We start from the raw sequence: 20,081 nt of genomic DNA on the forward strand, positions 1-20,081 counted from the left end.
TGTCATCCCACGGGGGAACCGCCGCTGGTAATCTGAACCGTTCTTTCCGCACCGGGCCGGGGAGGGGGTCGGATGACGCCGGAGAACGTCTCCCCGTTCGTGCGCGAGCTGAACGAACTGCGCCGCGGCCGCGGGCTCGACGCGGCCGACCTGCACCTGCGGATCGGCCCCTGCCTGGGAGCGGCGTGCGGGATCACCGGCACCGACCAGCCCGCCGACGCGCGGCAGAAGCTGGTGCTGCGGCTCACCGAGCTGTGCGGACGGCTCCCGGCCGACCTGCGGCTGGCCGCGCTCGCCGCGTTCGGCCTGCACGAAGAGGCCGCGGGAGAGTTCCTCGACCGCCGGATCTCGTGGCTGGCCAGCGTCCTCGACCGTGACCCGCGCACCGCGCGGCGCCGCATCGACCTCGCCTTCCGGCGGCTCGACGAGCTGCTCGGCGCGCCGCCGCGCGGCCGCGACCTGCACCCGCTGGCCGGCTGGTACGTCGAGTCGATGAAGGCGATGCTTCGGCTCGACCGCGACCCGCCGGACCTGCAGGAGGAACGCCGGATCGTCGCGGAGGTCGACGAGCTCGACGAGCTGGTCCTGCCGTTCAGCGTGCCGGCCGAGCCGGGCAGCGACCCGGTGCCGGACATCACCGCGGACGCGCTCTTCGGCGGCGAGATCGTCGAAGCGCGCCAGGTTTCGGCGAGCCACGCGCAGTTCGTCATGCGGCTGCCGAGCCCGTTGCGGCTCGGCCAGCGCCACGAGTACGGCATCCGGTTCGCGCCGCGGCGCACGGCGCTGCGCCCGTACTACGTCCTGACTCCCTTGCGCCGCTGCGAAGAGTTCTCGGTGCGGGTCCGGTTCGACCGCGCCGGCCCGCCCGCGCGGGTGTGGCGGCTCAACGGCGTGCCGGGCCGCGTGATCGACGACGGCGCCGACTCGGGGGACGCGCTGACGGTCAACCGCGTCGGCGAGGTCCGGCTCGAGTTCCACGAGCTGCACCAGGGGCTCAGCTACGGCCTGCAGTGGTCGTTCGACGCCGATGGGGAGTGAGCGGCCGTGCGCACCGACCCGGTGGCCGCGACCGTCGTCCGGATCGGGATCGTCGCGCCCAGCCGCGGCCGCACGGCCCGCGCGGTGCACCTCGGCGCCACCCTCGACGGGGTGCTGGACGAGGTGTTCGACCAGGTCCCCGTCCCGTACCGCACGCCGACGTGGTTCCGCCGGCCGGAAGGCGACCACACGACGCTGGTCATCCCGCCGACGGTGCCGCCGCGGTGGGTCGCGACCGAGCTGGTCGGGCTGGTGGACGACGCGCTGCGCCGCCGCAACCGGCACCTCAACAAGTTCGGCAGGCTGCGGCTGCGGCTGGCCGCCGACCACGGTGACGTCGTGCTGCGGCCGCCGCACTTCGGCGGCGCGGCGGTCGCGCTCTCGACGTGGCTGTGCGACGCCGAGGAGCTGAAGGCGGCGATGACGGCGGCGCCGGAGGCCGACCAGCTGCTGATCGTCTCCGACCGCTTCCACGACGCGGTGGCCGGCGCGGCGGCGTTCCGGCGGGTGGTCGTGCCCGCCGGCGGTGAGCGCGAGCTCGCCTGGCTGCGCGCGGGTCCGGATACTGGGACGCGGAATACCGGCGAAGCCGACGGGTTGGCACCGTCGTAGCCGAGCGGAAGGGGCCTGCGATGAGCACGTTCACCGAGGACTGGCAGGACTGGAAGACCGAGCGCGAGGCGGACCTCGCGGCGCCGCACGGCTGGCTGGCGCTGGTGTCCCTGGACTGGCTGACCACCGAGCCCCGCGAGTACCCGGGCATCCCGGGCCGCTGGTGGCAGGACGCGGACGCGGCGTACGTCGACCCGGCCGGCGCTTCGCTGACCCACGAGGGTTCGCCGGTCACCGGGACGCGCCGGTTCGAGCTGGTCAACAGCGGCGCGGGCACGCGCGTGCTGGCCGGCGACGTCGAGATCGAGGTGGCCCGCCGGTCGGGGTACCTGATCCGCGTACACGACCCGAAGGCCGAGGTGCTGCGCGCGTTTCACGGCGTCCCGGCGTACGAGCCGTCGCCGTCCTGGGTGCTCGAGGGACGCTTCGAGCCGTTCGACTCGCCGCGGCCCACCACGGTGGGCGCCGTGGTCGAGGGCCTGAGCCACGTCTACACGGCGCCGGGCCTGGTCCACTTCACGCGGGACGGCGCTTCGCACACGCTGACCGCGTTCAACGGCCGGAACGGCGGGCTCAGCATCTTGTTCACCGACGAGACGAGCGGCGTCACGACGTACGCGGCGAACCGTTCGCTCCCGGTCGGCGCGCCGTCCGGCGACGGCGCGGTGACCCTGGACTTCAACCGGGCGCTGAACCTGCCCTGCGCGTTCACCGACTTCGCGACGTGCCCGCTGCCGCCGGCGGGCAACCACCTGCCGTTCGCGGTCGAGGCGGGGGAGAAGATCCCGTACGAGCGCGGCTGACTCCCCCGCCCGCGCTCAGTGGGCGATGTCGATGACCACGCGGTTGGGCGCGGTGAGCGTGAAGACGTTCACCGCGGTCCGCGTCCGCACGCCGAGCCCGACCAGCAGCTGGGACTCGAAGTCCCCGATGACGGCGACGGCCATGACGTTGGCGAGGGTTCGCGTCCGGAACTTCCGCGGCCCGGTGTAGGTGAGGTCGCCGCTCTCGTCGTGCATGACGGCGGCGCCGGCGGAGACGTTGATGAAGTACTCCCCGGTCAGCCACACGATTTCGGTGCTCGGGTCGGCGATGAGCTCGTCCACGAGCTGGTAGCTGACGGCGCCGGGCGCGGGCCCGGCGGACAGGTCGAGCACGATCCGGTCGAACCCGGGGTTGTTCCCGGTCCGGATGGTGGTCAGGGCGGGCGTGGCGGGCACGGCCTGCGCGGGCCCGGCGGCGGCGAGCGTCCCGGCGAGCAGCAGCACGACGGCGAGGAGGGTGCGTCGGACGGGTCTGGACATGGTGGACCTCCTGGTGAACCGGCGGAAGTCCCAGCGCTGGGGTGTTCGGGGGACGCCCGGTTCGTCCCCGGGTTGCCCGAAAGGCGGGTTTGCCGCCTCAAGCGTTATCCGGCTGCTCCGAACGGGCCGCCGGCCCCCCGGACGCGAGCTCTTCCAGCAGCAGCGGGACTTCGGCCGGCACGCTGAAGTACGACGCCTTGACGCCGTCGGGGTACCGGGCGACGAAGATCGGCGCGACCCGGGCCGGAACCACGCCGTCTCCCTGCAGAGTCGCGGTCAGCCGCCGGACCGGCCGGGTGAAGCCGCGCAGCATGCGGTCGTCCGCGTAGTCGCCCAGTTCGTAGACCTTTTCGCGGCTGACCCGGCCGTCCTGGTCGGGTGTCGCGAGCCGGAGCGCGGCCGCCTGCACGGGAGCTTCCCGCTCGAGCAGGTCCAGAAGTGCCGACAGCGCGGGCAAGGTCCACAGCTCGGCCGGCGGCTCTTCGTCGGTGTCGGCGACCCTTCCGGCGTCGACCGGGGAAGCCTGGTCGACCTCCACCTCGAGGACGGAGGCGCGGGCGAGCAGGTCCGCGGGGCGGAGCAGGAACAGCCGCCGGCCGGTCAGCTTGTGGTACTCGAGCGTCAGCTCGGGGCGCGGGCCGACGAAGTCCGACTGCTGGCGCCACCACCAGTCCTCCTTCTCGTCGCGAGTGACGAGAAGGAGGTCCTTGGCCTTTTCCTTGCCGTAGCGGGTGGCCTGGTACCAGACGAGGTAGTCGCCCGCGCCGCCCTCGGGCGTGTCGTTGTCCTGCTTGCCGGCGTCCTTGTAGCCCGGCGGTTCTTCCCCCTCGATGCGCCGGTTCGCTTCGGCGACACACTCGAGCCATTCCTCGGCGGGCAGCGGTTCGGTGACGCGGCCGGCGAGGAGCTCCTCCAGCTGCTCCAGGATCTGGTCGCCACCGCGCTCGGCGTCGGCGTCCTGGAGTGCCTGCTGCAGCTCGTCCTTGAGGGTGCCGACGAAGTCGTCGACGCGCGAGGCGAGCTCGGCCGACTCGTCGTCGTCGACCCCGACTGCCTTGGCCCACGCGGTCAGCGCGTCCCGCATCGAGCGTCCGGACTTGGCCAGGGCATCGGTGGCCAGCTTGGTCGCACCGCGGGGGCTGCCCTGCGAGCGTTGCCGGTGCCGCCAGAACTCCCGGAGCGCCTGGTGCGGCACGACCAGGCGGTCGTCGAGGCTCTTCAGGGTGTTGATGAGGTCCTGCGAGGTCTGCGGCCGAAAGCGATAGAGGTCGAGAAGGACATTGGCATCAACGGCGACAACCGCCTCCCGGAGAGCAACGTCGATTTCGTCCGACGACGCGATCTTGAACCCGGCGAATTCCCCGTCGTACAGCCCGCTCATGGGGCCGACTCTGCTCGACGGGGGATCGGGGGTGGAAGGGGAAACGGTGTTGTCCACCTGGTTGGAGCAGGTGGTGGTGCGTCACCAGCCGCGGTCGCGCCTCTCCTTCAGCGCCGAGCGCTTGCCCTATCCTCCGACCGTGCCGACCCGATCCGGAGGGACCGTTGCCGAAGGTGCCTGACGCTCGCAGACCCGGCCGTGCGGCGGTCAACGCCCTGCGGGCGCTGCTGGAGCGACACGATCACATCGTCCAGGAGGTGGACGGCCAGAACGACTTCGGCGAGGACCAGCACGTCACGTTCACCGAGAATGGTGAAGTCACCGGCGACCTGGTCAAGATCCAGGTCAAGGGCGGCCGTTCGTGGCGCCGGGCCGACGGGTACGCCGTGCCGGTCGGTGACCACGGCGGCACCTGGGCCGACGGCAACATCCCGGTGCTCTGCGTGGTGCACGATCCGGACACCGATGGTCTCCACTGGGCCAATGCCACCCAGCAGCTGCTGTCGGCGCGGCGCCACGGCGAGGTGCTCAAGACGATCACCGTCGGTCCGGACCAGAGGCTGGACGACGCGTCCATGGCGGACTTCGTCGCCGAGGTCAGACGGTACCTGAGCCGCTACCGGGGCAACCGGATCATCCAGACCCAGCTGGGCGAGATGGCGGGCGTCGAATTCGGTCCGTCGGACATCGTGCAGCACCACGTGAACGTGCACGGCGAGGATCTGATCTTCTGGCAGCGCCGGGGTGAGGGATTCGCGACGCTGCTCCACAGCGACCTCGACTGGCACCCGGAGCACTTCGGTCCGGAGCATTTCCATCCCCACGGCCGGCCGGATCTGCTTCCCGGCATGTCCGTGGTGGCGGACACGATCTTGGACACGGCCGAAGCGCAGTGGCTGGCGGCCTGTTTCGACTCGGCTCAGTGGGCTCGCGAACCCGCTGTCGGCGATCCGCCGCTCGACACCAACATCGACGCACGTGACAACTACGTGGCCAGAAGAGTCGAACGCCGTCTGTTTGTCCAGCCCGACGCGTTGGCCCGGTCGATCCAGCGGCTCCGCACCGATTGCACGACCGACCCCGATCTGGCGAGCACCGCCACGGAGCAGGAATCGGATGCCGGGGTAACCGCCGAAGCGCTCTCGAAACCCTGGCGTGAGATGTCGGACGAGGCTCGTCGGCTCGTCGCCTTCTACCTGGTCGAAGAAGTGCGCACGGGTTCGCCCGCGTTGCCGATCGACGAGCAGTTCCGGATCATCTGGCGATGTCCCCGGCCGGCCGGGGAATACGGTTTCGGCGCACGGGTCGGACAACCGAGTACTCGCCGGTCGCCGAGCCGGGAGGCCGCGTCGGCGTACGAGCTCAGGCCGGGGGACCGGATCTACTGGCTGAGCCGGTACGGGAACGAACGCGGCCGGAGTGTCTCGGCCGTCTGGGATTCCGAGGAGACACCCGGAACCGTCTGCGTGCTCTTCGACCAGCTGATGCTGGGAGACACCTTCTGGCCGGGGGAGCGGTTCGTCCGGAAGGTGTCCACCAAGCCGCGCGGTTAGTCACCAGCCGCGGTCGCGCCACTCCTTCAGCTTCGAGCGTTCCGCACCCAACGTCGAGTCGTCCCCGTGCCCCGGGTAGAACCACGTCTCGTCCGGCAGCTCGTCGAAGATCCGCGACGACACATCGTCCAGCAACGACGCGAAGTCCTCAGGCGACGTAGTCCGCCCCACCCCACCCGGGAACAGCGAGTCGCCGGTGAACAGATGCGGATGCCCCGCCGGGTCGCGGTACAGCAGCGCGATCGACCCCGGCGTGTGCCCCCTCAAATGGATCACCGAAAGAGTGACCTGTCCCACGGCCAACGTGTCGCCGTGCTCGACCAGGAAGTCCGGCGGGACCGGCAACGGCGGGGCGTCCAGCGGATGGGCCGCCGTGTTGGACCCGTTGGCTCCGGCCACCGCGCCGAGGGCCTGCCAGTGGTCCTGGTGCTGGTGGGTCGTCACGACCGTGCGGAGCGCCGGGCGGTCGGGGCCGTGGCCGATCAGGTCCGAGATGCGCTCCGGGTCGTTCGCCGCGTCGATGAGCAGGGCCTCCTGGGACTCGCGGCACACCAGCAGGTACGTGTTGTTGTCCATCGGGCCGACGGACAGCTTGGTGATGGTCAGCGCGTCCAGGGTGCGCCGGGTGGCGTCGCCGCCCGGGTCGACGTGCCCGGTGTAGGTCTCCACGATGTTCACCCTGCACACGGTAGTCGTTTCGCTCCAACCGGTTCCACCCGCACAAGCGGACCTGCGCGAGCCCACGTAGGCTCACCGGAGCCCCCGCCAGCCGACCTCAGGACGACCGTGCCCACCTCCCCGACGCCGCGCCGGATCAGCTGGGACCTCCTCCGCGTCGTCGCCGTCCTCGCGGTGATCCTCGGGCACGTCACCCACCAGGGCGCGCTCCTGCACCCGGAACTCACGGGGTACCCCATCAGGGTGACAGCGCAGTTCGGCGCCGCGATCCTGCTGGTGATCTCCGCCTTCTTCGTTTGCGCGAGCCTCCGGAAGGGCAATCCGCGCCGGTGGTTGTGGAACCGGGTCGCCCGCCTCGTGCCCGCCTACTTCGTCGCCGTCCTGGTGACGTACGTCGTGACGCGGTGGGCCGCCATCTCCTTCAGCGGCCTGCCCTACCCGCCGGGCATCACCGGCTTCCTCTTCGGCATCCCGCAGGGGCCGCCCACGACCGCGTCGCCGTGGTACATCCCGACGGGGCTCGACCTGGTCGCCAACCTCGGCATGGTGCAGGAGTGGGGCGTGCGCTCGGCCACGTTCTACTACCTCGACGGCTCCTACTGGACGCTGCCCGTGCAGCTCATGGCCTTCACCGGCGCGGCCCTGCTGTGGCCACGCTCGTGGCGCACCCACCGGCTGACCGTCGGCCTGCTGTGGGCCCTGATCCTCGTCCCGCTCGCGCTTCGCTTCCTCGTCTTCACGCCCGGGACGGCGAGCCCGGTCGTAGAGACCTTCTTCTACGGCCTGGGCCTGCACCGGCTGCACGTCTTCGCCATCGGCGTCGCGCTGTGGCTCTGGTCGCGGCGACGCCTGAAGTCCTGGCACGCCGCGCTGTTCGTCGCCGCCGCCGTGGCCGCGCAGGACCTGCAGGTCTTCCCGTTCCACGTCGCGCTGCCGCAGGACGCCCTGCGCTGGCCGTCCACGATCGGGTTCGCCGTGCTCCTGCTGCTGGTCTGCCTGGCCGCCCGCGGCCCGGACTGGCGGTTCCCCGGGCTGGCGAGGATCGCCCCGGCCGTCACCTGGCTCGCGGGCATCTCGTATGGTCTTTATCTGGTGCACCAGGAACTGGGTTACGTCCTGGCCCGCGCCCTGCTCGACGCCGGCCTGCCCGGCTGGCTGCGGCTCCCCTTGGTCCTCGGCGCCGCCGTGCTGGCGGGCTGGGTGGTCACCGCGGGGGTCGAACGGCCGGTCCACCGGTGGCTCACCACCCGCCGAAAGCCGGAAGAACCGCAGGTCAAGGACGCGGAGCCAGTTTCTGTCGGTGGTGGCTCGTAGCATGGAGAGGCCGCCCGTGCAGCCTCCTCACCGGGCCGGCGACCGCAGCTGAGAATGACACTGAAGGGACCCTGGCGTGGCTGATCGCCTCGTTGTTCGCGGCGCCCGCGAGCACAACCTCCGCGGCGTGGATCTCGACCTGCCCCGCGACAGCCTGATCGTTTTCACCGGCCTGTCCGGGTCCGGGAAGTCGAGCCTCGCCTTCGACACCATCTTCGCCGAAGGGCAGCGCCGGTACGTCGAGTCGCTCTCGGCGTACGCCCGCCAGTTCCTGGGGCAGATGGACAAGCCGGACGTCGACTTCATCGAAGGCCTCTCGCCCGCGGTGTCGATCGACCAGAAGTCCACCTCGCGCAACCCGCGCTCGACCGTGGGCACCATCACCGAGGTCTACGACTACCTGCGCCTGCTCTACGCGCGCGCCGGCAAGGCGCACTGCCCGAAGTGCGGCGAGCCGATCAGCAAGCAGACCCCGCAGCAGATCGTCGACCAGGTGCTGGAGATGGACGAGGGCGTCCGTTTCCAGGTCCTCGCGCCGGTGGTGCGCGGGCGCAAGGGCGAGTACGTCGACCTGTTCGAGAACCTGCAGCAGCAGGGCTACGCGCGCGTGGTCGTCGACGGCACGGTCCACGCGCTCACCGACCCGCCGAAGCTGAAGAAGCAGGAAAAGCACCAGATCGGCGTGGTCATCGACCGGCTGAGCGTGAAGTCGTCTTCACGCCAGCGGCTCACCGACTCGGTCGAGACGGCGCTGCGGCTGGCCGACGGCCTGATCGAGCTCGAGTTCGTCGACCTGCCGGAGAACGACCCGCACCGCATCCGCGGCTTCTCCGAGAACCTGGCCTGCCCCAACGGCCACCCGCTGGCCATCGAGGACCTCGAGCCTCGCTCGTTCTCCTTCAACTCGCCCTACGGCGCCTGCCCCGAGTGCACCGGCATCGGCATCCGCAAGGAGGTCGACCCCGAGCTGGTGGTCCCGGACGACGAGCTGTCCCTGGCCGAGGGCGCGATCGCGCCGTGGGCGGGCGGGCAGAGCGCGGACTACTTCGTCCGGCTGCTCGAGTCGCTGTCGGAGACCATCGGCTTCCGGATGGACACGCCGTGGCGCAAGCTGCCCGCGCGCGCCCAGAAGGCGGTGCTGCACGGCGTCGACGAGCAGGTGCACGTCCGGTACAAGAACCGCTACGGCCGCCAGCGTTCGTACTACGCGAACTTCGAAGGTGTCATCCCGTTCCTCGAGCGGCGCCAGGAGCAGACCGAGTCCGAGTACATGCGCGAGCGGTACGAGGGCTACATGCGCGAGGTGCCGTGCCCGGCCTGCCAGGGCACCCGCCTCAAGCCGGAGATCCTCGCCGTCACGCTGGCCCACAAGTCCCGTGGTGACATGTCGATCGCCGAGGTCTGCGCGCTGTCCATCGCGGAGGCGTCGCAGTTCCTCGACGAGCTGGAGCTCGGGCAGCGCGAGGCGATGATCGCCGGCGCGGTGCTCAAGGAGATCCAGGCCCGGCTGCGCTTCCTGCTCGACGTCGGCCTGACGTACCTCTCTCTCGACCGCGCGTCGGCTACTCTTTCGGGTGGTGAAGCGCAGCGCATCCGGCTCGCGACGCAGATCGGTTCGGGCCTGGTCGGCGTGCTGTACGTGCTCGACGAGCCGTCGATCGGCCTGCACCAGCGCGACAACCACCGGCTGATCGAGACGCTGACCCGGCTGCGGAACCTGGGCAACACGCTGATCGTCGTCGAGCACGACGAGGACACGATCCGCTCCAGCGACTGGGTGGTCGACATCGGCCCGGGCGCCGGCGAGCACGGCGGCCACATCGTCCACAGTGGACCGTACAAGAAGCTGCTGAAGAGCAAGGACTCGATCACCGGGCAGTACCTGTCCGGACGCCGCAAGATCGACGTCCCGGCGATCCGGCGGCCGATCGACAAGAAGCGGCAGCTGACCGTCGTGGGCGCGCGCGAGCACAACCTGCGCGGCCTGGACGTCTCATTCCCGCTCGGCGCCCTGGTCTCGGTCACCGGCGTCTCCGGCTCCGGCAAGTCGACGCTCGTCAACGACATCCTCGCGACCGTGCTGGCGAACAAGCTCAACGGCGCCCGCCAGGTGCCCGGCCGGCACACCCGCGTGAACGGCCTCGGCCACGTCGACAAGCTGGTGCGCGTCGACCAGTCGCCGATCGGGCGGACCCCGCGGTCCAACCCGGCCACCTACACCGGCGTCTGGGACCACGTCCGCAAGCTCTTCGCCGCGACGACCGAGGCGAAGGTGCGTGGCTACCAGCAGGGTCGCTTCTCGTTCAACGTCAAGGGCGGCCGTTGCGAGGCGTGCGCCGGCGACGGCACGATCAAGATCGAGATGAACTTCCTGCCGGACGTCTACGTCCCGTGCGAGGTCTGCAAGGGCGCGCGGTACAACCGGGAAACCCTTGAAGTGCACTACAAGGGCAAGACCGTCTCGGACGTGCTCGACATGCCGATCGAAGAGGCGGCGGAGTTCTTCGAGCCGATCAAGGCCATCCACCGGCACCTGCAGACGCTGGTGGACGTGGGCCTCGGGTACGTCCGGCTCGGGCAGCCCGCGCCGACGCTGTCCGGCGGTGAGGCGCAGCGCGTGAAGCTGGCGAGCGAGCTGCAGAAGCGCTCCACCGGAAAGACGGTGTACATCCTCGACGAGCCGACGACGGGCCTGCACTTCGAGGACATCAACAAGCTGATCGGCGTGATCAACGGGCTGGTCGACAAGGGCAACTCGGTGATCGTGATCGAGCACAACCTCGACGTGATCAAGACCTCCGACTGGATCATCGACATGGGCCCGGAGGGCGGCAACGGTGGTGGCACGGTGATCGCCGAGGGCACCCCCGAGCACGTCGCGAGTGTCGAGGCCAGCTACACCGGCGAGTTCCTGCGGACGGTCCTGACACCCGAATAAGCGCGCGTCACCGCTCCTTGCCGGTTGTCTGGTGGGCCACCGGCGAGAGCGGCCCGTAGTGCAGCGTCCGGAGCCGGAACGCCGAGTTCTCCTCGCCGGGCAGCAGCGACAGCGCGCACGTCGTCACGTCCGGGTCGGTCACCTCGACCGGGTCGAAGTCCGGCGCGCCCGACCGCCGGATCTCCAGCAGGAACCCGGCTTCGTCGCTCGAGCGGTCGGCCCACGTGAACGTCACCGTGCCGCCGGCGGTCACCGCGTGCAGCTCGGTCGAGACCGGGCCGGTGAACGGCTGCTCCCGGTAGTAGAACGGCGTCTCCGGGATCAGGTCCGGGTGGTGGTAGCTCGTCGTGTGGGCGGGCAGGAACCGCAGCGTCGTCCACGGCCCGGCGGGGTCGTTCGTGTACTCGACGCGGTGACCGGCGCCGTCGTCCGGCCACGTCAGCACCACGTCGGTCGGTGACGTCAGCGCAGCGGTGAACGAGGGCGGCGGCGTGGCCGAGGAGCAGCCCGCGGCCAGCAGCGCGAGCAGCACGAGGGGTTTCGCGGACACGGCGGCTCCCGGGACGGCACGGGGCGGCGGTGCGGACGTGATCAGCCTAGGAACCCGCCCGCCCGGCGACAAGGTCGTGCCGATCACCGGAACGCACCAATCCGGCGGCGCAGGGACACCGAGCCGCGGGAACTGCCCTGAACCGTTTCGCGTGACCTTCCGTGTATCCGGTGTCGAGGTCCGCCGGACGGCGGTGCCGCCCTCACCGAGGAGAGAACGTCATGAACCGTATCCGGCAGGCCGTCCTCTGCGCTGCCGCGCTCGCTGTGGTCGCCCCCCTCGCGGCCTGCAGCGAAATGACCACGGACGCGCAGGGACCGGAGCACGGCCAGCCCGGGCACGTGATGCTGGCCGCCGCGACGGTGCCGGGTGTCGGCGCGGTCGTCACCGACGCCGCCGACAAGACGCTGTACCGGTTCGACAAGGACATGTCGCAGCCGCCGACGTCCAACTGCGACGGCGAGTGCGCGGCGGCCTGGCCCCCGGTGCTCGCCGGGGAGGCCCCGCCGATGCTCAAGGGCATCCAGGACACCCAGGTCGGCACGCTGGCCCGCAAGGACGGCAGCAAGCAGCTCACGCTCAACGGCTGGCCGCTCTACGAGTTCGCGGGCGACAAGGCGCCGGGGCAGGTGAACGGCCAGGGGGTCAACGGCACCTGGTTCGCCGTCGCCCCCGACGGCAGCAAGATCACCGCGGCCCAGCCCGCGGCGGGTGGCTCCGGCTACTGAAACCGACGGATTCCGGGCAGGACGAGGAAGGACGGGCAGCCGATGAACACCATGGTCGCGCTGCGCTCGACGCACGCACCGCCGGTGGAGCTGAGGGTTGCACTACTGTCCTCGACGACTCAGAACACCGTCGGGAGGACGAGGGTGGCCATAGGAGGCAGGCGGCCTAAGAAGGCCAAGGGCGAGGACTTGGTTCGGCAGCTCTACGCCGAACACGGCCGGAGCCTGCTGGCCTACGCGACGAGGCTGACCGGTGATCGGGCGGCAGCCGAGGACGTGGTCCAGGAGACGCTGGTAAGAGCGTGGAAACACGCGGACGACCTGCAGAACGACGGGAAGGGCTCGGTGCGCGGCTGGTTGCTGACCGTCGCGCGCAACCTGGTCACCGACCGGGCACGCGCCCGGGCGGCGCGGCCACAGGAAGTGGCCGAACCGGCCGAAGGCGTGCCGACACCGGCGGTCGAGCGCGACCACGCCCAGGGCGTGGTCGACTCGATGACGGTGCTCGGCGCGATGGACGGCCTTTCCAACGAGCACCGAGAGGTCCTGGTGGAGATCTACTACCGGGGACGGACGGTGGCCGAAGCGGCGAGAACACTGGGCGTCGCACCGGGTACCGTGAAATCAAGGTCTTACTACGCACTGAGAGCACTGAGAGCAGCGATGATTTCGAGCGGAACGGAGGTGGCGCGATGAACTCGGTCGACGAGAGTCACACGCAGCTCGGCGCGTACGCCCTCGGCGCGCTCGACGCGAGCGAGGCGGCCGACTTCGAGCGGCGGCACCTGCAGACCTGCGCGCAGTGCCGGTTCGACCTGAACGAGCTCGTGGCGTTGCGCGAGTCGCTGGACGAGGTGCCGCCCGAGGCGTTCCTCGACGGGCCGCCCGAGGGCGGGGACCTGCTGCTGCAGAAGACCCTGCGCCGGGTGCGCGACGAAGAGGAGACAGTGGCGCCCGCCCGCTCGACGTCACGGCGGGGCCTGGCCCTGGTCGCGGCGGCGGTGCTGGTGGTGGCCGCCCTCGGCGGCGGGATCCTGGTGGGCAGGCAGACCGGTTCGACCGAGGCGCCGCTCGCGGCGCCGGCCCCCGCGCCGGACTCGCCACCGGGCACGAAGAACATCGAAGGCCGGGATCCGACGACCGGCGTGCAGCTGGCCGCGTCGGTGGCCCCGTTCCAGGGGTGGGTCAAGGTGGACGTCAACGTGAAGGGCGTCCGGGCCGGGGAGAAGTGCCTGCTCCAGGTGGTGACCAAGGACGGTCAAGCGGTGACCGCCGGCAGCTGGCAGGTTTCGGAGAAGTGGGAGAACCAGGGCTTCCGGCTCGACGGGTCCGCCTTGGTGGCGCCCGACGACGTGAAGTCGGTCGACATCGTCACGGTGGACGGCCGGAAGCTGGTCTCGGCCCAGGTGTGACCCGGGGAGTGACAGGGTGACGGGCGCGCGTTACCGGTTCCGCAGCACGTGGCTGCTGCCCGGTACCGCGCCCGACCGGGTGTTCGGGGCGGTCACCGACCTCGCCGGCTACCCGCGGTGGTGGTCGGACGTCCGCACGGTGCGCCGGGTGGACGACGACACCGCCGAGCTGGTCTGCCGCTCGCGGCTGCCGTTCCGGCTGGTCGTCCGGATGCACCGGGACCACCAGGACGAGCGGGAGGGCCTGATGCGGGTCAGGCTCAGCGGAGACCTCGACGGGGTGCTGGCCGGCGCGGTCCGCGCGGCGGGCGCGGGCACGCTGCTGGAGATCACCCAGGAGGTCCAGGCCCGCAAGGAGCTGCTGCGACGGCTCGACGCGGTGGCCCGGCCGCTCTTCCGCGCGAACCACGCGCTGATGATGCGGCGGGGCCACCGCGGCCTCCGCGCCTACCTCGCCCGGCCAAAGCCGGAACTCACGTGACCAAAGCCGGATCTCGCGTGATTGAAGCCGGAACTGGCGTGATCAGAGCCGGAACTGGCGAGTTACGGCGCTGATCACGTGAGTCACGGGCCTGATCACGTGAGTTGCGAGCCGGGTCACGCCTGGCCGGCGACGCAGACCTCGGGCTCGGGGGCCGGGGCGGCCGGGCGGGGCCGGCGGGTCAGGACGAGCGCGCCCAGCGCCACCGCGGCGAGCAGGAAACCCGCGCTGACGCCGTACGCCAGCCGGAACCCCGAAGCCAGCGCCTCGCGGTGGTCCACCGTGGACAGGCTCGCCGTCCGGGACGCCGCCACCGAAGCCAGCACCGCCGTCCCCAGTGCCGCGCCGACCTGCTGGGTCGTGGTGATCAGGCCGGATGCCACCCCCGCGTCGCCGTCCGCGACGCCGGACATCGCCAGCCCCATCATCGCCGGGATGGCCACGCCCGCGCCGAGGCCCATCACCAGCAGCGCCGGCATGACGTCGGTGAAGTAGGCGCCGCCGGCCTGCGTGAGCAGGAGCAGGCCCAGAATCACCAGGCCCAGGCCGGACAGCAGCACCGTCCGCGGCCCGAACCGCGCCGAGAGCCGGGCCGCGAAGCCCAGCGACGCCACCGCGATCACCGCCGGCACCGGCAGGAACGCGACGCCGGTGCGCAGCGCGTCGAGGCCGAGCACCTGCTGCAGGTACAACGCCGTGATGAACTGGAACCCCATCATCCCCGCGACCATCAGGATCATCACCAGGTTCGCGCCGGTCACCGCGCGGATCCGGAACACCCGCAGCGGCAGCAGCGGCGTGCGCGCCTTCGCCTGCCGCACCACGAACGCGCCCAGCAGGACGGCGGCCGCGGCCAGCGCGCTCCAAGTGGTGGACGAGATCGCGTACACGCCCAGCATCACCGCGGCGGTGACCAGGACCGCGCCGAGGACGTCCAGGCCCGCCCGCAGCCCGGTGCCGCGGTCCGGTTCGACGACCCGCACGGCCAGCGCGAGCGCCACCACGCCGATCGGCAGGTTGACGTAGAACGTCCAGTGCCAGCTCAGCGTCTGCGTCAGCGCGCCGCCCGCGATGAGCCCGATGGACGCGCCCGCGGCCTGCGTGAAGCTGTAGACGCCGATCGCGCGGGCCCGGGCGTGCGGCTCCGGGTACATCGTGACGATCATGCCCAGCACCACGGCGGAGGCGAGCGCGCCGCCGACACCCTGGGCGAAGCGCGACACGACGAGCACACCCGCGTCCGAGGCCAGCCCCGCGGCGAGGGACGCGACGGTGAACAGGCCGAGCCCGCCGAGGAAGACCCGACGGCGGCCGAGCAGGTCGCCGAGCCGACCGGAGATCAGGAGCAGGCCGCCGAAGGCGACCAGGTAGGCGGTGACGACCCAGGCGAGCCCGGCGGGCGTGAAGCCGAGGTCGGCCTGGATCGCGGGCAGCGCCACCGCGACGATGCTGCTGTCGAGCACGACCATGAGCGACGCGGCGCACAGCACCGCCAGCGCGAGGCCGCGGGATCGGATGGGGTGGTTCTCGGCCATGTCGGGCCCCTCCAGTCGAGTGTTCCCCCTGGTTGTCGCCAGGGCACTTCTTGTAACAGTGCCCATCATGTGTGACTATGGGGACGCCGTGAAGGAGGCACTTTCATGTCCCAGGGGAACATCGATGTACCTGTCCAGGTCACCGAGATCGACCCGGAGAAACTCGACGTCTGCACGGTGCTCGAGGTCATCAACCGGATCAGCGGCAAGTGGGCGATCGGCATCCTCCTGGAGGCGATCCGCGGCCCGGTGCGGTTCACCGAGCTGGAACGCGCGGTCGAGGGGATCAGTCGCCGGATGCTGACGCTGACGCTGCGCAACCTCGAGCGCGACGGCCTCCTGGAGCGCACGATCTACCCGACGGTCCCGCCGCGTGTGGAGTACGAGGCCACGCCGATGGCGAAGGAGCTGTACCAGTCGCTGAGCGGCCTGCTCGGCTGGGCGGAGCGCCACCGCGAGGACATCTCCGCCGCCCGCGTCGTCTACGACGGCCACACCGCCTGCCACTAGCCCGCCGGCCTCGTTAAATCCGCGTGAGCCAACGCATCTTTCCTAGGGAAAGCTCCGCTCCCGGAGGGCGAAGCCGCATCTTTCGGGGCGAAAGTGGCGGGGCCGGAGACGTGGAAACGGGCCGTTGCGCGAGGTCGGGGAGACTCGCGCAACGGCCCGCGTGGCTCGTGCTCAGCGGGGGCGTGAGCACGAACGGTTCGGGGTTACCGGGCAGGTTCCTTCGGGACGTCGTCCAGGTCGTCGGTTCCGGCCGCGTGGCTGTGGTCGTCGAGCATCGTGGCTTCGTCGAACGGTTCCTGGCCGGCGAAGACGCGTTGTGCCTTCTCCCGGTCGAACTCCTTCACCCAGTTTCCGATGAGGACGGTCGCGACCGCGTTGCCGGCGAAGTTCGTCAGCGCGCGGGCCTCCGACATGAACCGGTCGATGCCGAGGATGAACCCGACGCCGTTGACCAGCTCCGGCCGGTGCGACTGCAGCCCGGAAGCCAGCGTCGCGATGCCCGAGCCGCTGACGCCGGCCGCGCCCTTCGACGCGATGATCATGAACGCCAGCAGGCCGATCTGCGAACCGATCGAGAGCGGCTCGTCCTGTGCCGCGGCGATGAACAACGTCGCCATGGTCAGGTAGATCGCGGTGCCGTCCAGGTTGAACGAGTAGCCGGTCGGCACGGTGATGCCGACGACCGACTTGCCGACGCCGACGTGCTCCATCTTCGCGATCAGCCGCGGCAGCGCCGACTCCGACGACGAGGTCGACAGGATCAGCAGGAACTCACGGCCGAGGTAACGCAGCAGCTGCAGGATGTTCACGCGGGCGCCGAGCCACAGCACGATCCCGAGGATCACGAACACGAACACGATGCAGGTCGCGTAGAAGCCGAGCATGATCACGGCGAGGCTCTTCAACGCCGCCCAGCCGGTCGCGCCGACCACCGCGGCGATGGCGCCGAATGCGCCGATCGGGGCGGCCCACATGATCATGGCCAGCACCCGGAAGACGAGCCGCTGGATGTGCTCGATGCCGCGCAGGATCGGGGCGCCCTTCGGGCCCAGCTTCTGCAGCGCGAACCCGACGAGCAGCGCGACCAGCAGGGCCTGCAGGACCTCACCTTCGGTGAAGGCCGAGACGAACGTCTTCGGGATGATGCCGAGCAGGAAGTCGACCGGGCCTTCGGCGCCGGTGGCGGACTTCTGGACGCTCTTCACGTCCGCCGGGTTCAGGTGCAGCCCGGTGCCGGGGTGCAGCAGGTTGCCGACGACCAGGCCGATCGCGAGGGCGAAGGTCGACATGATGATGAAGTAGAACAGCGCCATCACGCCCACCTTGCCGACCTTGGCCGCTTTCGCGACCGAGCCGACGCCGATGACGATGGTGCAGAAGATGATCGGCGTGATCATCATCTTGATCAGGTTGACGAAGCCGTCGCCGAGGGGCTTGAGGCCCTTGGCGAAGCCCGGGAAGAGGAAGCCCACCAGGATCCCGAGCGCGACCGCGACGATCACGGCCAGGTACAGGTAGTGGGTCTTGTCCCGCTTGCGCGGGGCCTCCTCGGTGGTCGGTGGGGTCGGCACCGTTGCCTCCAGCTCAGGGGTGTTCCAGGTTGCGGCACACTGTAGGCGCACGCGGGTGATCCGGCTCACTTGTGTTCATTGAGTTCGCGCGATGGTCGCACCGTCCCGTTCGGACACCCGGGCGCCGGTGTGCTGGTATGAGGAGGTGTCCTCGACGTCGACCCGCTGGAGCCTGGCGCGCCAGCTGCTCGTGCTGCAGCTGGTGGTGCTCTGCGTGCTCGCCGGCGCCGGGATCACGTTCGCCTACCTCGACGCGTCGCGGGCGGTCGACCAGAACGCCAAGGACCAGGTGCGCGCCGTCGCCGCCACGGTGGCCGACGCGCCGTCCGTGCTCGCCGCGGTGGGCGCACCGGACCCCAGCTCGACGCTGCAGCCGTTCGCCGTCGAGGTGCAGCACGACACCGGCGTCGACTTCATCACGATCATGAGCCCGGCCGGGATCCGCTACACGCACCCGAACCCGGCGCTGATCGGCCAGCACTACATCGGGAACATCGCGCAGGCGCAGCGCGGGCAGGAGCTCACCGAGACCTACACCGGCTCCCTCGGACCGTCGATCCGGACGGTGGTGCCGGTGTTCGGGCCGGGGCAGCGGGTGGTCGCGCTGGTCGCCGTCGGGATCACCGTCGCGGCGATCTCGGCCGAGCTGCGTGAACGGCTGTGGCCGCTGTTCGGCGTCGCCGGCGCGGTGCTGCTGGTCGGGGTGCTGGGCGGCTGGCTGATCAGCGCCCGGCTGCGGCGCCAGACCCGCGGGGTCGCGCCGGACGAGCTGAGCAACCTCTTCGAGTACCACGAAGCCGTCCTGCATTCGGTGCGCGAGGGCGTGCTGCTCGTCGGCCGGGACGGGCGGATCGGGCTCTGCAACGACGGCGCGCGCGCCCTCCTCGGCCTCGACGCCGACCCGGTCGGGCGCGAGCTGGCGTCGCTGGGCCTGCCGGACGAGCTGGCGCGCGCGTTCACCTCGGCCGAGAACCGGGCCGAGGAGCTGCACCTGACCGACGCCCGCGTGCTGCTGGTCAGCACGACCGCCGTCCGCTCGGGCGGCCGGTCGCAGGGCACCGTCGTCGTCCTGCGCGACCACACGGAACTGCAGACGCTGACCGGGGAGCTGACCACCGCGCGCGGGCTCGCGGAGGCCCTGCGGTCGCAGGCGCACGAGGCGGCGAACCGGCTGCACACCGTCGTTTCCCTGGTGGAGATCGGAAAACCCGAGCAGGCGGTCGAGTTCGCGACGGCGGAGCTCGCCCTCGCCCAGGAGCTGACCGACCGCGTGGTCGGCGCGGTCGCCGAGCCGGTGCTCGCCGCGCTGCTGCTGGGAAAGGCGGCCGAGGCGAGCGAACGCGGGGTCGAGCTCACCGTCACGCCGGACACGGTGATCGACGACGTCTCGCTCGGCGTCGCGGCCCGCGACCTGGTGACCATCCTCGGCAACCTCATCGACAACGGCATCGACGCGGCGGTGCGTGGCACCGGCAAACCGGCGGTCGTCGTCACCGCGCGCTCCGACCCCGGGGAGCTGCTGCTGCGGGTGGGCGACACCGGACCCGGCGTCCCCGACGACGCCGACGTCTTCCGCCGCGGCTGGTCGACCAAGGCCGAGGACGGCCACGGGCTCGGTCTCGCGCTCGTCGGGCAGGCGGTGCGTCGCTACGGCGGTACGGTCGACATCGGGCGGGACGGCGGCGCGGTGTTCACCGTGCGGCTCCCGCGGCGGGAGGCGGACCGGTGATCCGGGTGCTGGTGGTGGAGGACGAGCCGGTGGCCGCCGAGGCGCACCGCGTTTACGTCGAACGGCTCCCGGGGTTCTCGGTGGCGGGCGTGGTCCACTCGGGCGGAGACGCGCTGCGGTTCTGCGAACGCGAGCCGGTCGACCTGGTGCTGCTGGACTTCTACCTCCCGGACACCCACGGCCTGGCGGTGTGCCGGTCGCTGCGCGCGGCCGGACTGCCGATCGACGTCATCGCGGTGACGTCGGCGCGCGACCTCGGGCTGGTGAAGGCCGCGGTGTCGGTCGGCGTGGTGCAGTACCTGCTCAAGCCGTTCACCTTCGCCACCCTGCGCGAAAAACTGGAGCGCTATCGCGAGTTCCGCGACGCGTCCGGCGAGGTGACGGGCCAGGCCGAGATCGACCGCGCTCTCGGCGCGCTGCGCACGACCGAGCAGCCCCCGCTGCCGAAGGGGATGAGCGTCCAGACCCTGGAGGCCATCCGCGACGCCCTGTCGGGAGCGACGGAAGGCCTGTCGGCAGGCGCGGCGGCCAGCGCGATCGGCGCGTCCCGCGTGACGGCGCGGCGGTATCTGGAGTACCTGGCGGACAACGGGATGGCCCACCGCGAGCCGCACTACGGCCAGGTCGGGCGGCCCGAGGTCTGGTACCGGCTGACTCGCGTATAACGCCCTACACACCACGCCTCCGACTTCCGGCGGTTCCGGCCGGCAAACCGGTGCGGTAGACCGGGACCCAGCCGAGGAAGGG

Annotated in this window: 19 protein-coding genes; 13 read left to right on the forward strand and 6 right to left on the reverse strand. The window is 71.0% G+C overall.

Features of this window, described 5'->3' with window-relative positions; translation table 11 throughout:
• The first annotated feature begins 72 nt into the window (after window positions 1-72).
• Genes ACZ61C_RS24610 through ACZ61C_RS24620 form a run of 3 tightly spaced genes read left to right on the forward strand, consistent with a single transcriptional unit; the run spans window position 73 to window position 2,453 of the window.
• A complete protein-coding gene (locus ACZ61C_RS24610; RefSeq protein WP_465310149.1) occupies window positions 73-1,038 on the forward strand; it encodes a hypothetical protein in 966 nt (321 codons plus the stop codon).
• A 6-nt stretch (window positions 1,039-1,044) separates the two neighbouring features.
• Window positions 1,045-1,650, forward strand: a complete 606-nt coding sequence (locus ACZ61C_RS24615) for a hypothetical protein (protein WP_465310150.1) — start codon at window positions 1,045-1,047, stop codon at window positions 1,648-1,650.
• A gap of 20 nt (window positions 1,651-1,670) precedes the next feature.
• Window positions 1,671-2,453: a DUF1684 domain-containing protein gene (locus ACZ61C_RS24620; RefSeq protein ID WP_465310151.1), complete on the forward strand. Its 783-nt coding sequence runs from the start codon at window positions 1,671-1,673 to the stop codon at window positions 2,451-2,453.
• A gap of 15 nt (window positions 2,454-2,468) precedes the next feature.
• On the opposite strand, the gene ACZ61C_RS24625 is transcribed toward ACZ61C_RS24620, so the two are convergent.
• Both ACZ61C_RS24625 and ACZ61C_RS24630 read right to left on the reverse strand, forming a co-directional pair.
• Window positions 2,469-2,954, reverse strand: a complete 486-nt coding sequence (locus ACZ61C_RS24625; protein ID WP_465310152.1) for an AMIN-like domain-containing (lipo)protein — start codon at window positions 2,952-2,954, stop codon at window positions 2,469-2,471.
• A 97-nt stretch (window positions 2,955-3,051) separates the two neighbouring features.
• Window positions 3,052-4,335: a PIN-like domain-containing protein gene (locus ACZ61C_RS24630; protein ID WP_465310153.1), complete on the reverse strand. Its 1,284-nt coding sequence runs from the start codon at window positions 4,333-4,335 to the stop codon at window positions 3,052-3,054.
• Window positions 4,336-4,508: 173 nt separating this feature from the next.
• On the opposite strand from ACZ61C_RS24630, the gene ACZ61C_RS24635 reads away from it, so the two are divergent.
• Entirely contained in the window at window positions 4,509-5,888 is a 1,380-nt protein-coding gene (locus tag ACZ61C_RS24635; protein ID WP_465310154.1) for a DUF4365 domain-containing protein, read from the forward strand.
• Here ACZ61C_RS24635 and ACZ61C_RS24640 read toward each other — a convergent pair whose 3' ends face one another.
• A complete protein-coding gene (locus ACZ61C_RS24640) occupies window positions 5,889-6,566 on the reverse strand; it encodes an MBL fold metallo-hydrolase (protein WP_465310155.1) in 678 nt (225 codons plus the stop codon).
• Between the two features lie 108 nt (window positions 6,567-6,674).
• Between ACZ61C_RS24640 and ACZ61C_RS24645 the strand changes: the two genes are divergently transcribed.
• Together ACZ61C_RS24645 and uvrA are read left to right on the forward strand one after the other, a co-directional pair.
• Window positions 6,675-7,880 (forward strand): acyltransferase family protein, encoded by a 1,206-nt coding sequence (locus tag ACZ61C_RS24645; protein WP_465310156.1) that lies wholly within the window; start codon window positions 6,675-6,677, stop codon window positions 7,878-7,880.
• Between the two features lie 76 nt (window positions 7,881-7,956).
• The gene (gene uvrA, locus ACZ61C_RS24650; protein WP_465310157.1) at window positions 7,957-10,818 is read left to right on the forward strand and encodes an excinuclease ABC subunit UvrA; all 2,862 of its coding nucleotides are present in this window, start codon (window positions 7,957-7,959) and stop codon (window positions 10,816-10,818) included.
• Window positions 10,819-10,825: 7 nt separating this feature from the next.
• Here uvrA and ACZ61C_RS24655 read toward each other — a convergent pair whose 3' ends face one another.
• A complete protein-coding gene (locus ACZ61C_RS24655) occupies window positions 10,826-11,368 on the reverse strand; it encodes a fibronectin type III domain-containing protein (protein WP_465310158.1) in 543 nt (180 codons plus the stop codon).
• 221 nt (window positions 11,369-11,589) lie between these two features.
• Here ACZ61C_RS24655 and ACZ61C_RS24660 point away from each other — a divergent pair, with 221 nt between their 5' ends.
• The 4 genes from ACZ61C_RS24660 to ACZ61C_RS24675 all read left to right on the forward strand — a co-directional run bounded on the left by ACZ61C_RS24660 (window position 11,590) and on the right by ACZ61C_RS24675 (window position 13,989).
• On the forward strand, window positions 11,590-12,096 hold the full coding sequence (locus ACZ61C_RS24660; RefSeq protein ID WP_465310159.1) for a COG4315 family predicted lipoprotein: 507 nt from the start codon (window positions 11,590-11,592) through the stop codon (window positions 12,094-12,096).
• A 144-nt stretch (window positions 12,097-12,240) separates the two neighbouring features.
• Window positions 12,241-12,792, forward strand: coding sequence for a sigma-70 family RNA polymerase sigma factor (locus ACZ61C_RS24665; protein WP_465310224.1), 552 nt, complete (start codon window positions 12,241-12,243; stop codon window positions 12,790-12,792).
• A complete protein-coding gene (locus ACZ61C_RS24670; protein ID WP_465310160.1) occupies window positions 12,789-13,508 on the forward strand; it encodes an anti-sigma factor in 720 nt (239 codons plus the stop codon). Before ACZ61C_RS24665 ends, ACZ61C_RS24670 begins: the two co-directional genes overlap by 4 nt.
• A gap of 16 nt (window positions 13,509-13,524) precedes the next feature.
• On the forward strand, window positions 13,525-13,989 hold the full coding sequence (locus ACZ61C_RS24675; protein ID WP_465310161.1) for an SRPBCC family protein: 465 nt from the start codon (window positions 13,525-13,527) through the stop codon (window positions 13,987-13,989).
• 116 nt (window positions 13,990-14,105) lie between these two features.
• Here ACZ61C_RS24675 and ACZ61C_RS24680 read toward each other — a convergent pair whose 3' ends face one another.
• On the reverse strand, window positions 14,106-15,524 hold the full coding sequence (locus tag ACZ61C_RS24680) for an MFS transporter (RefSeq protein ID WP_465310162.1): 1,419 nt from the start codon (window positions 15,522-15,524) through the stop codon (window positions 14,106-14,108).
• Between the two features lie 105 nt (window positions 15,525-15,629).
• Between ACZ61C_RS24680 and ACZ61C_RS24685 the strand changes: the two genes are divergently transcribed.
• Entirely contained in the window at window positions 15,630-16,034 is a 405-nt protein-coding gene (locus tag ACZ61C_RS24685; RefSeq protein ID WP_465310163.1) for a winged helix-turn-helix transcriptional regulator, read from the forward strand.
• Window positions 16,035-16,237: 203 nt separating this feature from the next.
• Here ACZ61C_RS24685 and ACZ61C_RS24690 read toward each other — a convergent pair whose 3' ends face one another.
• Window positions 16,238-17,605: a cation:dicarboxylate symporter family transporter gene (locus tag ACZ61C_RS24690; protein WP_465310164.1), complete on the reverse strand. Its 1,368-nt coding sequence runs from the start codon at window positions 17,603-17,605 to the stop codon at window positions 16,238-16,240.
• 91 nt (window positions 17,606-17,696) lie between these two features.
• Between ACZ61C_RS24690 and ACZ61C_RS24695 the strand changes: the two genes are divergently transcribed.
• Both ACZ61C_RS24695 and ACZ61C_RS24700 read left to right on the forward strand, forming a co-directional pair.
• Complete coding sequence (locus ACZ61C_RS24695) at window positions 17,697-19,334, forward strand: ATP-binding protein (protein ID WP_465310165.1); 1,638 nt, start codon at window positions 17,697-17,699, stop codon at window positions 19,332-19,334.
• Window positions 19,331-19,999 carry a response regulator gene (locus tag ACZ61C_RS24700; RefSeq protein WP_465310166.1) on the forward strand — a complete coding sequence of 223 codons (669 nt, stop codon included), beginning with the start codon at window positions 19,331-19,333 and terminating at the stop codon, window positions 19,997-19,999. Before ACZ61C_RS24695 ends, ACZ61C_RS24700 begins: the two co-directional genes overlap by 4 nt.
• The last annotated feature ends 82 nt before the right edge of the window (window positions 20,000-20,081 follow it).

This window comes from Amycolatopsis sp. NPDC104587 (assembly GCF_055583645.1).